Below are 15,230 nucleotides of genomic sequence, written 5' to 3' on the forward strand. Positions count from 1 at the left end.
TTTTGTTTGGATGTATATATGGATGTAAATTCTTACCTGTGTTAAAAAATTCCTTCGGAGTATCAGACTGCATGCTTCTGTGTTGCGGAAACTGCATGCTTCTTCTGTTCTTCCTTTTCTGCCTTGCGCAGCTTGAAGATTTTGTATACGCCGACTGTAATCAGAGGCAGTACATAGATTGCAAGGAAAGCGTAGGACAATGCGTTGTAAACCGTTGCGATCAGGTCGATGATGCCAACCTTGGACAGAACCATAGAGCCAACCAGAACGATGATAGTCAGGATTGCCTGCTGTTTGCCTGTCATAGGAGGCTTATGCGCTTCCTTCAAGCCATTGTTTACACGCTCCAGAGCCGCATGGATGATGCCTGTAGAGGTTTCAATCAGTGTCCAGCCCATTACAATACCAAAGATTGCGATAACAACAGGGCCTGCGGTTCCCTGCATCATTGCCAGCCAGGGTACGCTTGCACCGAGAACATCAGGATTCGGATAGAAGCACATAACCGCAAAGTATGTCAGGAACCAGGGAATCGTAGCCAACACGCCGCCGATAATACCGGAAACAACGGATTCTACCCTTCTGGTCTGTCTTTCGATTGTAAAGAAGGTTGCAGGCATTACAACTAGATTGTATGCGCAGTAAAGAACGCCGCTCCAAAGAGCCTTGCCTGCGGATACAGAGCCTCCGATAAAGCTTGTGTCATGGTTTGCAAATACAGTAGAAATGTTCTTGCCAAATGTACCGATAACCAGTACGGCGAAGATGATGTAGCCTGCATACAGGGCAACCGTACCCAGTGTTTCAAAGCGTTCAATCAATCTGGAGCCGTAGAAGTTCAAAATCGCAACAACCACTGTAATGGCAACAACGCCGACCCAGTAGTTCAATCCCAGCGTTTGTTCTACGATATTGCCGGTTGCAGATGCCATAACAGCAATGATAACAACCATAAACAGCAGATAAACGATATCGAATACAATCCACAAAGGGCCGCCGATGGTCTTCATAAATGTTTTGAAATCGTATGCCTTTGTCAGTCGAATCAGCTCATAGGTCAGTGCTGCGATGACCGCAAATCCTAAGAATGTCCCCAGGCCGGACAGCCAGCCCAGCGCGCCGTATTTCGCACCGTATTCTACGATTTCACGACCGGTTGCATAGCCGCCGCCGATCATTACGGACTGAAGGATAATGCCGGGCAAAACAAATTTCCCGAAGCTGCCTTCAAAAAAGCCTTTTTTCTTTTCCATAAAATTCCCCTCTTTTCTTTTGTGTAAAGCCAACTCATTGTAAAAATAAATGCTGAAAAATAATGAGTTTCTTTTGTACCTTTGCCATCCCTTAAAAGCTACTCGGAACAGCTTTTTCATCTGTATAATTGCGAAAGCTCTTTTGTACTTTTTCCCGTACAAAATTGAACTTTTGTAAAAATTTACTCGTTTTTGGCAAGAAAGTCAATAGGCGCATTTGTATTTTTTTCTGCCAAAAAAACGTTTCACCTGTAAAAAAACGTCATTTTTCGGCGCTTCGCCCCCTAAGTTGTTTGACAACGCAGTCATTTTCTGCATAGAAACACCTGCTATTTTTCCTTCCCTTCTCAAAATCCAAAATTTTTCCGTTTAAATGCGTCATTTTCAATAAAACCGCACTCATTTTTTCCGCATTTTTTACACTTCGCACAAAAAAATATGTATGGATTTCTGCATATAACGTATAATTATGCAATTTAACCCTTATGTATACAGTTTTTCTGCATACAATGTGGCGTATCCCTCTGTGTTTTTCCACAAAAAAAGATACGACAGCCATCATTCCATCGTATCCCTTTGATAATTTTCACTGATACCTCATCACTGAAGTATTTATGGATAGCGGAAGGGTTCGGGAAACAAATCCGTTTCCCGAATATCATCCGCAGGCGGAATTCACTTCCGCCGAGGAAAACAGTAGGTTTCAAGGCTTTTGCCGCGGAACCTATCTATTTATTCCTCTGCTATAACAAGTTGAAAACCTGTTTTCAACTTAATTTTCCTGCCGCCGAAAGGCAGCAAACAAATACCTTCTGCGCCCCTGCGCGGTATAATTCCTTCGCACATTCGTTGCAGGTTGTTCCCGTTGTGAAAATGTCATCCACCAAAAGCACCTGCTTCCCTGTCAGATCCTCCGTCACCGCAAAGGCATTTTTCAGGTTCTGCCGCCGCTGCTTAGAGGAATCCAGCGTACTCTGCGCCGCCGTTTCCCGCTTTCGCACCAAAATATCCCTCCGAAACGGAAGCCCTGTCCGCGCCGAAAGCTGTTCGCAGAGAATGTGAGTCTGGTTGAAGCCGCGCTTCTTTTCCTTCTTCGGGTGCAGGGGAACGGAAAGCACAAAATCCGTCTTTGCCAAGATTGCTTCATGGTATTTTTCCATGTAATCCGCCAACAGCTGCCCTAAGCCATCGCCAATTTTCTTTCCGCCGTCATATTTGAACAAATGAATTGCCCTTCGTACCGTTTCGTACGGAAAAGCGGCGCAGGCGCTTTCAAATGCAAACTCCTTCAGGCAGAAATCGCAGAATCCTGCCGTTTCCGTCACGCCGCCGCAATGTGGACAAATCCCCTTCGGCACATAAGGCAGCTGCTCCGCGCAGTCGTGGCAGAGAATCCCCCTTCTCTCCTCCATGTCAAGCACCTCTGTGCAGACCGCACACCGCGGCGGAAAAATCAATTCCAGAAGCTGCTCCTTCATACGATATCACCCCCATGCATAAAATCGTACAAATTCTGAATCCGCTGTGCCAATCCCGTATATCTGTCAATCTCTCTGTCGTTACAAATCATAGCGGAAACCGTCTCCCGCAGTCCCACCAGAACCACAAGCTGTTTTGCGCGTGTCACCGCCGTATAAAGCAGGTTGCGCGTCATCAGCATCGGCGGGCCGCTGTAAACAGGCAGAATCACCACAGGATATTCGCTCCCCTGCGATTTATGAATCGTAATGGCATACGCCAGCTCCAATTCCTCCAGCTGGCTGAAGTCATAATCGACCACCTTGCCATCATCAAATGTCACCCTTAGCTGCTCCGCATAGCTGTCAATCGAAAGAATAACGCCTGCATCCCCGTTATAAACACCCAGACCCTCGTCCTCACGCTTGCCAAGGCTGTTGAACATCCGCCAGACGGTATTGTAATTATTCTTAATCTGCATCACCTTATCTCCCTCGCGGAAGGTAATCTGGCGAAACTGTACCTCTCGCTTATCGGGCGCGGCAGGGTTCAGCGTCTGCTGTAAAACTTGATTTAAATTCTGCACGCCAAGCGTCCCCTTGCGCATCGGGGTCAGAATCTGCATATCCTGCAAGCCGTCGCACCCCGTAAACTTGGGCAGCCGCTTCGTCACAAGCTCCCGAATCGTTCCGGCAACCTCGTCCGCGTATGCCCTTCGCATGAAGAAAAAGTCTGTCCCCTCCTCATTCAGCACAGGCTCCTCCCCTTGGTTAATACGGTGTGCGTTCATGATAATTGCGCTTTCCTGCGCCTGTCGGAACACATGCTGCAAACGCACCACCTTCAGCCGTTCGCTGCGGATCATGTCCTTCAGCACATTGCCTGCCCCAACAGAGGGCAGCTGGTCAACATCCCCCACAAAAATAATGCGTGAGCCGCTTTCCACCGCACGCAGGAGTGCCTGCATCAGCACGATATCCACCATCGAGCTTTCGTCAATGATAATCACATCCGCCTCAATCGGATTCTCCTCGTTTTTGTCAAAGGTCTGCCTGCGGCTGTCCTCTCCGATAAAGCTGATGCCCAGAAGGCGGTGAATCGTCTGCGCCTCCATGCCCGTTGCCTCTGTCATGCGCTTCGCCGCGCGCCCTGTCGGTGCCGCAAGCACCACATCCATATCCTCTTTTTTCAGAATCCGCAAAATGGTGTTAATGGTTGTGGTTTTCCCCGTTCCCGGGCCGCCTGTGATGATAAGCACGCCGCAGCTTAATGCCTCTGCCACCGCCGCACGCTGCTCCTCCGCCAGCACCACGCCCGTTTCCTTCTCCACCCTCGCAATCTCCGTTGCAATAGATTCCATATTCGGCGCATCATAGTCTGCGGAAAGCTCCAGCAGCCGCTTCGCAACAGACATTTCGGCATAAAAATAATAATTCAGATACACGCAGTCCTCGCCGTTCAGCTTTTCCTGCAAAAGCTGGCTGTTTACCTGCAACTCCCGAATGGCATTTTCAATCGCAAGCGGATGCAGCTGCAATAAATCCACCGCCTGTGCAATCAGCCTTTCCTTCGGCAGATAGCAGTCGCCGTTTGCCGCCGCTGTATTCAGCACATATTTCACCGCCGCCTTCACACGGTTGGGGTCATCCGCCGCAATGCCTGCCCCCGCCGCCATCTTATCTGCCATCTTAAACCCGATGCCCAGCACCTCATCTGCCAGACGATAGGGGTTATTCTTCACGATTTCAAAGGTGCGTGCCTTGTATTTCTTATAAATCTTCATGGCGTATGCAGGCGAAATATCGTACCCCTGCAAAAACATCATCGCTCTGCGCAGCTCATGCTGTTCGCAGAAGACCTCGGAAATTTTCTGTGCTTTATCGTAGCTGATGCCCTTGATTTCCGTCAGAAGATCAGGCTTTTCCTCAATCACATAAAACGTTGCCTCACCGAAGCGCTCCACAATCCGCTTTGCCGTTTTCGCCCCGATGCCCTTAATCATTCCAGAGGAAAGATATTTCTCCATCCCTGCCGTAGTGGTCGGCATGGATTTTTCGTAATACCGCACCTGTACCTGCCTGCCGTAAAGGGGGTGCATGGCCCAGCTTCCGTGAATTTCCAGTGCTTCGCCGCTGTGAATCTGTGGCACAACGCCCACGCAGGTCACCTCATCATCCTCTGTTGTCAGCGAAAAAACCGTATAGCCGTTATCCTTATTCCGGTAAATGATATCCTCCACCTCGCCGGTAATTTTCAAATCCTCCATGCTTTTCCCTCCCTTCCGTTTTTTCGTCTGCTAAAAGTATATCATAACAAATAAAAAAAGGGAACAACCGTTCCCAATTTTTATGCAAAATCTCTGCAAAAAGCTTATTCTGTTTTATGTTCTTTTGGTGGCTTCAGGTCTTTTTTCCGCTTGAACAAAATCAGAACCACCGCACCGACCACAAACACGCCGCCGCAAACTGCAATCATGGGCAGGCAATCCGAAAGACTCACGCTTTTGTTATCCTGTCCGGGCATACCGGGAGGAGTCTTTTCACCGCCGCCGAAATCGGGTGGATTGCCCTGCTGTCCGTTCTGCTGTCCATTCTGCTGTCCATCTGCCTGTCCAGTCCGCTCATTTTCGTCCATCTGTCCACCCTGCTGTCCACCCTGCTGTCCACCGTTTTGGTCAGGGGGTGTCGAGCGGTCATTCTGCTGTGCATCCGTTGTCTGCTCCGTTCGGCTTGGCATATCAGGCTTTTCTCCGCCAAAATCGGGGCCGCCTTTTCCGCCGCCGCCCATGCCGCCGCCCTGCATGCTGCTTGTGTTGAAGGTCGGTTCGCCGCCGTTCAGCTGATTTTCAATGCTTTCCGCCATATTCACCGCATAGTAAACCAGAGAATATTGGTCGGTCGGGTCGGTGGAGCAGGCCTGCTCGAATTCCTCATAGGTGCAGAAGGCAGTCGGGTCATTCTGCACATAGGGTGCAATCAGGTCATGGATTTTCGTTACCAGCTCGGTCATGTATTCCTGCGTGAAATATTTCTCCGCAATCTCCTTCTGATAGCCCTCATACATGGAACGATAGGTTTCATTTTCCAGAAGGGTTGTCACCAAGGGCTTCTCGCCGCTGCCCATGGAGGGCATGCCCTGCGGCTGCTTGCCGCCGCTTGGCTGACCGCCGCCCTGCATATCGGCGTTATCGGGTGGCTGTGGCTGATTATTTGCATCCGTCTGCGCTTCGGTGCTTTCTGTGGCATTGGTTACGGCATCATTATCCTGCGTATCCTTCCTCTTATCTCCGCCGCCGAAGCCGCCCATGCTCTGGCTGGTCGGCTCATAGATATCCACCTCGCCGCCGCCAAAGCCGCCAAAGGCAAGGTTCATATCCCAAGGAATGATTGTGAAGCGACCGTTTTCCTCATAAAGATAAAAATTATGCGTTGTCATGCCCAAATAGCTGTCAAAGTTCGCCAGTGCCACATTCGCCGCAATATATTTCAATGCCTTTTCCACATCCAGCACCTTCTCTAAGCCTTCGCCATCCTCCAGCGCCTGCATCAGCGCAAGGATTTCCTTTCCGTCGGAGCTGTTCAGATTGGTTTTCAGGTTCAGTCCTGTGTAAGCGGAGATATCATCCCCGTTATAGACTAAATCCGCACCGGTGCCGCCCATGCCCTCAGGCTTATATAAATCGCCCGTGGCATCCGCAAAATGCTCTGCAAGAAAGACCTCATCCACCGGCTCTACCGCCAGATATAAGCCCCATTCCTCGCCGTTGACGGTAATATGGCTATACGCACATTCCGGCACATCCAAGCCAAGCTCGCCCATGATTTTATAGGAAATATATTCGCGCATGCTGCTGTTGTCGGAATAGTTATTATTCAGGCAAAGCTTTTTCAAGCCGTAATAATTGCCGTTATTGTCATAATAATCAAAATCCAGCTTAAAGCTGTACCGATCGGAATCGGAATTGGCCACAGAGGTCAAGCTGGTGTTGCCCTTCGTGCGGATTGCCACATTTCCGACCGTTTCGCCGTTAATCGTCACATTCGCCTTATGGTATTCCTCCTCCAAAGGGTTTTCCAGCATATCCTGCCAGTCCGCCTCGTCAATTTCAATGTTGATTTCATTTACCGTATCATCCTGAAAGATATGCTCCGCGTAGGTATGGCTTTCTGCCGAATCCGCCCTGCCGACGGCGCAATACGCCGCCACGCAAAACACAACCACCAGAAGCCCCGAAAGCAAAACCGCTTTATATTTTTTTAATACATGCAAAGGAGTTCCTCCTTCCATTATGCCGCATAATTCCCGTCATAGCTTACCATGACTGCGGATTCCACGCCTCTCATATTGCTCAAAACATTCACAAAGGCACTATCGTTATCCTTGGGGCGAATCTCATAAATAACCTCCGAGCCTGCCCCGCCTGTCACAGTTTTGGATTTGAGCTGCATTTTCTTTACCTCGCCCTTGATGTAGCCTGCCACCTTTTCCTCGGCCGCTCCCTCCATCAGGCGCACAATAATCAGATAGGGGTTATCCTTCTGCTGATGATTTGCAAAAACAAGCAGGAAGATGCCCAGAATGGGGCAGCCAAGCAGCGCCAGAGGCAGCAGGCTTGCGCCGCAGAGAATGCCCTCCGCGATTGCCCAGAACAAAAACACCAAATCCATCGGATCTTTCACCGCAGTACGGAAACGCACGATAGACAGCGCACCGACCATACCCAAGGACAGCACCACATTGCTTGTCACACCGCTGATTACCAATGTGGTTACCAATAAAATTGCCACCAAGGAAACATTAAAGCTGCGGCTATACAGCACACCACTGTAGGTTTTCTGATATACATAAAAGATAAACAGCCCAATCACGAATGCTGCCCCAAGGGAAAGTGCTGTGTCCAAAAGGGAAAAGCTGCTGAAGCTATCCAAAAAGCTGCTCTTAAAAACGTCGTTAAATGTCATTTTCTTCATCCTTTCTCTTATCCGTTCAGACTGCAAGCGGCAAATTTAGAAAACGCCTGCTCTCTGTTTTTTGTTGTCAAAATCGTTCTGCTTACCACATCCGGCAGAAAATCGTCATATTTTACCTCCATAATACACCTGCCGTCCCGCAGCACAGGAACCGTCGGCGCATCCTTTCGGAAAAATGCCCTGATGTCCTTGCAGGAGCAAATATCTCTGTCAAAGGTAATCCGCACATTGCCGGGTGCGTAGGTAAACGGCTCTCTGCAATAATCCACAATCACTGACGGGCGAAACAGCTCCAGCTTCATTTTCAAAAACAGCTCCCGCACCAAAGGTCGTTCATCCGCCTCCATCCAAGCAAGGTCGCCGTCAATAATTTTCTGCACCTCTGCCGCCGTCAGCCGACATTGATACTTATGCCCAACGGCATAGCGTTTGCTTTTCTTCTCCAAACGGATAAACGCCGTATCAAAATCATAATAACGAATCCGAAATTTATCACGGACAGCCGTCCCCGAAAGCTTTTCCTTCAGCACCTTTTCATACAGATTATCAAAATAAAGCGAGCGAATCAGATATTCCCTGCCACCCTTGAGATTTTTATCCCTCTGCATAAAGGAGGACAGCCTTCTTGCGGTTACGATGCTCTCGCCCTCTGTTACGGTATACTTCAATTCCTTTCTCCATTTTTCTTCCATAAAAATGCACCTCTCTCTCATTCGTGTTTTAGTATACGGGATAGAAATTAGGGGGTACTTAGCCTTTTGTTAAAGCCATGTAAAAGAAGGATTAAAAACCCATTAGGGCAATAAAAAAAGAGCCTGCCTTTTTAAAAAGCAGACTCTGTCCTTCCAAGCCAAAATTCGGTTTTCACTTACGGCTTCGCCGTTACACGAACCATTCCGGCTCTGCACGTCTTTCATAAAGCTCTTCCAATTCTTCCTTATGGTAGATATAGCCGGGGTCATCAAAATATCTTGCCCCCACGGGACATTTCTTCACGCAGGCACAGCATTTAATGCAAATGCCGATATATTCCTTGATGTTTTCTCTGCTGATGGAGCCCATGGGACAAACCTCCGCACAATGCCCACAGCCGACACAGGCATCGCTTACCTTCGGCTTAACCTTGCGGATATCAATATGCGCGCCATGTCTGTCCTGCGGCTTGAAATAGGGACGAATGGGGTCGCACCCCTTCACATACGCAGGAGCCGTATATTCCCAGTCACTTGTCAGCTTTTCCGCGATTTTTGTGCCAAATTCCTGCATGCTTGCCAAATCCTTTGCATCGGGTCTGCCTGCCGCAAGGGTTTTGGAAAAGGAATGCTCGCTCACAAAAGCACCGCCTGCAACCGTCCGAAAGCCATCCTGCTCCAAAATATTTCTCAGCTCAATCAGCGCATCATCATAATTGCGGTTGCCGAAGGAAACCACGGGCACCGCATACGCACCGTTGCCCTTTACCTTCTCCGTCAGATAGGGAAGCAATACATTTGGCACACGCCCCGCAATGACAGGTGTGCCGCAGACAACTAAATCCCCTTCGCCGAAAACCGCATCCTTTTCTCTGCCCTGCGGCAGGGTAAAATCATAAATTTCCAAGGGCAAGTTCAATTTCTCGGCTACAACCTGCGCCGTTGTTTTCACTGCCTTTTCCGTTCCGCCTGTCGGGCTGAAATACATCGCCCATACTCTTTTCAACTCCATCTCTCATTTTCCTCCTTCACCCAAAAAACAAAATATCTCTTTTGTTCATCATACCTTAGAAATGCCCTTTTTTCAACTATAATACAGCTTTCTCCTGCCATATCCTCACTGCTATGCAAAAAAATACAGATTTGATTGCATTTTTTATTTCTCTGTGCTATGATGACAGTAAGAAAGGATTACCGCTTTTGGAAGGGCGGTCAGTCCGATATAGTTGGGTTTGACCGTCTAACTTCTGTTAGGCGGTCGTTTTCTTATCAGTTCTTATGCAAAAAGCATAAGGTGATAATTCCGATGATTACTAAGCTATATTGAAACAAATCAGCATATGTAACCATAGACATCACCCCCTTTGCAGAGAGTGACTGAACCGCCAAGCGATAATCCTCTGTTTTCAGCATAGCATAGTTTCCTTTTTTCGACAACAGTTTTACATCCTCTGTACAAAAAAAGATGCCCTGCTCTCGCAAGACATCCTTTCTCGTTTTTTATGATTTTCAGTGGAATTTTTCCAGAGTATCCCAGACACTCTTAACCTTTTCCACCTTCTGCGCCTTCACCATTTCATCGATGCGCGCTTCGGCATATTCCGTCTGAATCTTATCCTTATAGCCGGTTTCTGCCTTTTCCTTCACTTCTTCCTCGGTCGGAACGGTTTTCTCCAGCGTTTTAATGATGAAATATTTACTCTCGTCCATCTTGATGGGGCCGACCACCTTGCCGACCTCAGGTGCTTCTGTCAGCCCGAAGTTGGAAAGCATATAGCTTTGATACATGGTAGTTTCGCCGCTTTCCTCGCCGCTCTGCGCCTTAGGGTCAACGTCGTATTCCTTGAACAAGGATGCAAAATCCTCGCCATCCTTGGCGCGCTTTGCGACCTCATTTGCCGTTTCCTCATCATCGACCAGAATGGTTGCTACCTTCAGTTCCGTATAGTCGGAGCGAATCTGATCCTTTTGCTCTGCGTAGTAATCTGCCATATCCGTTTCATCCACCGCACATTCCGATGCAATGGAATCATACACCAAGGAATACAAATAAGAGGCCTCCATCAAAGGCACAAGCTTTTCCTCATCTACCTCCATCTTCTTCAGCGCATCCGCATCCACTGTGGAGAGGAACTGCTTTGCCGCCGCTGCCGCTTCCTCCTTCTGGTCATCCGTCAGAGCGATATCATGCGCCGCGGCATATTCCTCCGCCGCAAGCACACTCTGCAATGTGCTGATGGTGCGCTCCTCCACCAGCTCATCCGCCGTCTGCCCATCAAAATCCAGATTCCAGACATCCTCTCCCGCCGCAGAAACAAAGCTCTGCGTTGTAGTATAAAGGTAAACCATATATTCATATTTCGTAATATCGTGATTGTCAATTTTCAGCACAACCGTATCCGCTGTTCCGCCGCTGCCACAGGCTGTCAGCGCAAGCACCCCTGCCAGCAGAAGCCCAAGCAGACCTTTTCTTCTCTTTTTCATTCTGCACCCTCTCTCCGCATAGATATTGGTTTTTTTATTATACAGATATTCTCTCAGTCTTTCAATGCCTCAAAGCATTTTTTAATCAGTTCGAGCGGTTTTTCTCCCTCTCCCCTTGCCGGCTTGATGGTAAGGTATGGATTTGCGCCCGCGGTAAAGAGATATTTGCCCTTTTCCTTTGCAAGCAGCTGCATCAGCTTCTGTGGGTCAATATTAGGCTGCGGCTGAAATTCCAGAAGAAGATTCCCATGCTTCTGGCTGATGGCGCGAATCCCCATCTCATGTGCCTCTGCCTTCACAAGAACCACCTCCAGCAGAAGCTGTACGCTCTTTGGCAAATCGCCATAGCGGTCTTCAAGCTCCTCCTGCATGTCGTAATATTCCTCCATGGTGCGGATGCCTGCGATTTTTTTATACAACTCCATCCGCTGCTCCTGATTCTTAATATAAAAATCAGGGATAAAGGCACTGATATTCAAATCAATCGAGGTTTCAAATTTTTCCTCCTTCGGTGCATCTCCCTTGAGGTTCTGCACCTCCTCCTCAAGCAGGCGGCAATACATATCATACCCGACTGCCTCCATGTGTCCATGCTGCTCCGCACCAAGAAGATTGCCTGCACCGCGGATTTCCAAATCACGCATGGCAATCTTAAAGCCGGAGCCGAATTCGGTAAATTCCCGAATGGTCTGCAAACGTTTTTCCGCCGCCTCGCGCAGCATTTTATCCCGCTTATACATCAGATACGCATACGCAATGCGATTGCTTCTGCCCACGCGTCCGCGCAGCTGATACAGCTGAGAAAGCCCCATGCGGTCGGCATCCTGAATGATGATGGTATTCGCATTGGAAATATCCATCCCCGTTTCGATAATCGTTGTGCAGACCAGAACATCAATCTCGCCGCTGATGAAATCGCCCATAATGCGTTCCAGCTCTCGCTCCGACATCTGCCCATGCGCGTAGGTCACATTTGCATCCGGCACAAGCCTCTGCACACGGAAGGCCTCCTCGCTGATGGATTCTACCCGATTATAGAGATAATAAACCTGTCCGCCGCGGCTGATTTCCCTGTGAATGGCTTCACGAATAAATTCAGGGTTATTTTCCATCACATAGGTCTGAACGGGATGCCTTTCCTGCGGCGGCTCCTCCAAAAGGCTCATATCGCGAATCCCCGCAAGGCTCATGTGAAGCGTTCTGGGAATAGGGGTTGCGGAAAGCGTCAGCACATCCACGTTTTCTTTGAGCGCCTTCAGCTTTTCCTTATGCGCCACGCCGAAGCGCTGCTCCTCATCCACGATAATCAGCCCCAAATTCTTGAACTTGACATCCTTGGAGAGAATCCGATGCGTCCCAATCAAAATTTCGGAATAGCCCTTTTCGATATTCTGCAAACTCTCCTTCTGCTGCTTCGGCGTACGGAAACGGGAGAGCAGCTCGATATGCACAGGATAGCCCGTCATTCTCTGGGTAAAGGTATTATAATGCTGCTGTGCCAGAATGGTGGTCGGAACTAAGAATGCGACCTGCTTGCCCTCCTGTGCCGCCTTGAATGCCGCACGAATGGCAACCTCCGTCTTGCCGTAGCCAACGTCCCCGCAAATCAGTCTGTCCATAACCTTGCTGCTTTCCATATCCTTTTTGACATCCTCAATGGCGTTCAGCTGGTCATCCGTTTCCTCATAGGGGAAGCTTTCCTCAAATTCCTGCTGCCAGACGGTATCCGCACCATAGACAAACCCCTGCGCCGCCGCACGCTTTGCATAAAGCGCAACCAGATCCTCCGCCATAATCTGCACAGCCTTTCGCGCCTTCGCCTTTGCCTTCGCCCAGTCCTGTCCGCCAAGCTTATTCAGCTTGGGTGCGGCAGAGCCTGTACCGATATATTTCTGCACCATATCCATCTGGTTGACAGGTACAAAGAGACTGCCTCCATCCCGATAGGAAATCTTCATATAATCCTTCTGCACGCCCTCGACAGAGATTTTTTCCAGACCGCGAAATACACCAATCCCGTGGTTATCATGCACAACATAATCCCCGATATGCAAATCGGTAAAGCTTTCGATTGCCGCACCGTTTTTCCTGCGCTTCTTTCGTTTTTTCTTTTCCTTGCCGCCGAATAATTCACTATCGCAAAAGACCGCAAAATCAATATAATCATACCGAAAGCCCTTGGAAAGCGTGCCGCGTGCCACCCAGACGGCACCCTTCGGCACCTCCTTTTCCAGAGAATCGATATAAACGGCTTCCAGACCCATTTCCTGCAATTCCTTTGCCATACGCTGTGCCCTTGTACCACTGCCGGCAAGAATCAGCGTGCGGAAATGGTTCTTCTTCAGATATTCCAGCTCCTCGCAGAAAAGGTCTGCGCGCTGCTGGAAGGAGGGCGTAGAGCGCACCGAAAGATTCACCATTGTTTTCGGGCGGAAATCCACCGTCTTCTGATTCAGCCCTGCAAGCAGAAGCTCCGCAAAACTCTCCGCCTGCCGCAAAATTTCCGTATAATCATAGAGCATATTGCTCTGCCCTGGCAATAAATAACCCTGCGCGATACGCCCCTTCACGCTCTCGCGGTATTCCTCCGTCAGAATATCCATGTGCTCGCGGATACGCTCAGGCTCATCAAACACAAGCAGGGTGTCCTCCTGCAAATAGGAAAGCAGGCTGACGGGATTTTCATAAAAATAATCGGCATACGCCCCGAGTGCAGGCAATGTTTTTTCCGCACGCAGGCGTTCCGCATCCTCGCCGATATGCTCCCGCAGACGCTCTGCGTTTTCCGTTTCGCCCTTCTGCTCCAGATTTTTCAGTACCTTTCTGTATTCCTGCTCGATGCGCTCCGCCGCAGAAACTGCCTGCTCCTCAGTATAAACCATTTCGCGCATGGGGAAAATGCTCGCCTCCTCCAGCTTTTCTACGGAACGCTGGCTTTGCGCATCCATACTGCGGATGGAATCAATTTCATCATCCCAGAATTCGATACGCACGGCATCCTCCGCCGTCAGCGACCAGATATCCAGAATACCGCCGCGCAGGCTGAACTGCCCGGGACTTTCCACCAGCTCCGTCCGCTCATAGCCCATGCGTACCAGCTTGCGTGTCAACTCTGCGATTTCAACGATTTCACCCGTCCGCAGGGTCAGCCGAAAGGCGGCGAAAATTTTCTTCGGGGGATATTTATCCAGCAGCGCCTCGGCAGATGCTACAATGATGGGCGTTTCACCCTTGAACAGACGCTCCAATACCAGAAACCGCTGGCGGTTCATTTCCATGCTATGCACATCCGCGCTGTAGAAAAGGATATCCTTCGCAGGATAATATGCGCAGTCCTTCGTAAAAAAGGTCAAATCCTCCAGAATTTCCTTCGCGCGCAGTTCACTGTAGGTCAGAAGGAAAAGCGGACGCTTTATTTCCGCCTGCAGGCTGTACGCCAGATGGGTTTTTGCCGCATCAATGACACCTGTCGCAAAAACAGGCGTATTTCCCTTTGCAATTCCTTCCAGAATCTGTTGAAAACTGCCCAATTCGGTCAGCGGTGCAGTTAAGGCTTTCATTCTTTATTCACCCCGTCAGTAGTCTTTTCCGTTTCTTTTTCGGCTTTTTCTGCCTGCTCCTGCAAGGCCTTCTGTTTTTTCATGCTTTTCGGCTTCTGGTTCACGCGGTTTGCCGCCTCCGCCACACCGCGAGAGAGAATCAGCTCCACGCCCTTGACCGCCTTTTCCATGCCTTCTTCCATGGCAGGCAAATCATCAGGGCTGAATTTCGCAAGCACATAATCCGCCAAATCCCAGCCCTTTGGCTTTTCGCCAATGCCGACCTTAATGCGATTAAACACATCCGTCCCCATCTGGTCGATGATGTTGCGGATGCCGTTATGTCCGCCATGGCTGCCCTTTTCGCGAATCCGCACACTGCCGCAGGGCAGGCTCGTATCATCGAAAATGACAACAAAGCGTTCCTGCGGAATTTTATAGAAATTCACGATTTCACGCACACTTTCGCCGCTGAGGTTCATAAAGGTCTGCGGCTTTACGAGAAGAACCCGCTTATCGCGAATCATGCCATCCCCAATCAATGCTCTGTTTTTGTATTTTTCCACCTTAATCTCATATTTTTCCGCCAGCTTATCAATTACACAGAAGCCGACATTATGCTTTGTTTCGGCATATTCTCTGCCGGGGTTGCCAAGACCCACGATGCAGTAAAACTCCTGCCCTCTCGCTTCCTGATTTTTAAATCTGTCAAAAAGACCCATGTGCCTTTCCTCCTGTCCGTAAACACAACGAAATGCCCTAATTAAAAAATTAGAGCTGCTATTCTTCTATTCTTTTGTTATTCTTTTATTCCGTTATTTTGTTCATTTTTCA

General features: G+C 49.2%; 10 protein-coding genes. All 10 read right to left on the bottom strand.

Annotated features, from left to right (window positions below; genetic code table 11):
- Positions 1–62: 62 nt before the first annotated feature.
- The 10 genes from GPK49_RS11705 to pth all read right to left on the bottom strand — a co-directional run bounded on the left by GPK49_RS11705 (position 63) and on the right by pth (position 15,118).
- Positions 63–1,253 (bottom strand): YkvI family membrane protein, encoded by a 1,191-nt coding sequence (locus GPK49_RS11705; protein WP_215678074.1) that lies wholly within the window; start codon positions 1,251–1,253, stop codon positions 63–65.
- Between the two features lie 767 nt (positions 1,254–2,020).
- Complete coding sequence (locus tag GPK49_RS11710) at positions 2,021–2,731, bottom strand: ComF family protein (RefSeq protein ID WP_215678077.1); 711 nt, start codon at positions 2,729–2,731, stop codon at positions 2,021–2,023.
- Complete coding sequence (gene recD2 / locus GPK49_RS11715) at positions 2,728–4,977, bottom strand: SF1B family DNA helicase RecD2 (protein ID WP_016407566.1); 2,250 nt, start codon at positions 4,975–4,977, stop codon at positions 2,728–2,730. Before recD2 ends, GPK49_RS11710 begins: the two co-directional genes overlap by 4 nt.
- Before the next feature lie 104 nt (positions 4,978–5,081).
- Complete coding sequence (locus GPK49_RS11720) at positions 5,082–6,980, bottom strand: CotH kinase family protein (protein ID WP_215678080.1); 1,899 nt, start codon at positions 6,978–6,980, stop codon at positions 5,082–5,084.
- 17 nt (positions 6,981–6,997) lie between these two features.
- Positions 6,998–7,672, bottom strand: coding sequence for a DUF4956 domain-containing protein (locus tag GPK49_RS11725; RefSeq protein ID WP_215678083.1), 675 nt, complete (start codon positions 7,670–7,672; stop codon positions 6,998–7,000).
- A 17-nt stretch (positions 7,673–7,689) separates the two neighbouring features.
- Complete coding sequence (locus GPK49_RS11730; RefSeq protein ID WP_215678085.1) at positions 7,690–8,373, bottom strand: polyphosphate polymerase domain-containing protein; 684 nt, start codon at positions 8,371–8,373, stop codon at positions 7,690–7,692.
- 190 nt (positions 8,374–8,563) lie between these two features.
- Positions 8,564–9,385, bottom strand: a complete 822-nt coding sequence (locus GPK49_RS11735; protein ID WP_215678088.1) for an EFR1 family ferrodoxin — start codon at positions 9,383–9,385, stop codon at positions 8,564–8,566.
- 497 nt (positions 9,386–9,882) lie between these two features.
- Positions 9,883–10,857, bottom strand: a complete 975-nt coding sequence (locus GPK49_RS11740; protein WP_016407571.1) for a peptidylprolyl isomerase — start codon at positions 10,855–10,857, stop codon at positions 9,883–9,885.
- A 53-nt stretch (positions 10,858–10,910) separates the two neighbouring features.
- On the bottom strand, positions 10,911–14,417 hold the full coding sequence (gene mfd / locus GPK49_RS11745; protein ID WP_215678090.1) for a transcription-repair coupling factor: 3,507 nt from the start codon (positions 14,415–14,417) through the stop codon (positions 10,911–10,913).
- On the bottom strand, positions 14,414–15,118 hold the full coding sequence (gene pth, locus GPK49_RS11750; protein ID WP_124984290.1) for an aminoacyl-tRNA hydrolase: 705 nt from the start codon (positions 15,116–15,118) through the stop codon (positions 14,414–14,416). The genes mfd and pth overlap by 4 nt, the downstream gene beginning before the upstream one ends.
- Positions 15,119–15,230: the final 112 nt, after the last annotated feature.

Origin of the sequence: Clostridium sp. MCC345 (assembly GCF_018785345.1) — a bacterium.
Classification (GTDB): Bacteria; Bacillota; Clostridia; order Lachnospirales; family Anaerotignaceae; genus Anaerotignum_A; species Anaerotignum_A faecicola.

Bases quoted from the DNA above. Each gene is read 5' to 3' on its own strand.
- GPK49_RS11740 (WP_016407571.1), bottom strand. From the start codon at position 10,857: ATGAAAAAGAGAAGAAAAGGTCTGCTTGGGCTTCTGCTGGCAGGGGTG.
- mfd (WP_215678090.1), bottom strand. From the start codon at position 14,417: ATGAAAGCCTTAACTGCACCGCTGACCGAATTGGGCAGTTTTCAACAG.
- recD2 (WP_016407566.1), bottom strand. From the start codon at position 4,977: ATGGAGGATTTGAAAATTACCGGCGAGGTGGAGGATATCATTTACCGG.
- GPK49_RS11735 (WP_215678088.1), bottom strand. From the start codon at position 9,385: ATGGAGTTGAAAAGAGTATGGGCGATGTATTTCAGCCCGACAGGCGGA.
- GPK49_RS11725 (WP_215678083.1), bottom strand. From the start codon at position 7,672: ATGACATTTAACGACGTTTTTAAGAGCAGCTTTTTGGATAGCTTCAGC.
- pth (WP_124984290.1), bottom strand. From the start codon at position 15,118: ATGGGTCTTTTTGACAGATTTAAAAATCAGGAAGCGAGAGGGCAGGAG.
- GPK49_RS11730 (WP_215678085.1), bottom strand. From the start codon at position 8,373: ATGGAAGAAAAATGGAGAAAGGAATTGAAGTATACCGTAACAGAGGGC.
- GPK49_RS11705 (WP_215678074.1), bottom strand. From the start codon at position 1,253: ATGGAAAAGAAAAAAGGCTTTTTTGAAGGCAGCTTCGGGAAATTTGTT.
- GPK49_RS11710 (WP_215678077.1), bottom strand. From the start codon at position 2,731: ATGAAGGAGCAGCTTCTGGAATTGATTTTTCCGCCGCGGTGTGCGGTC.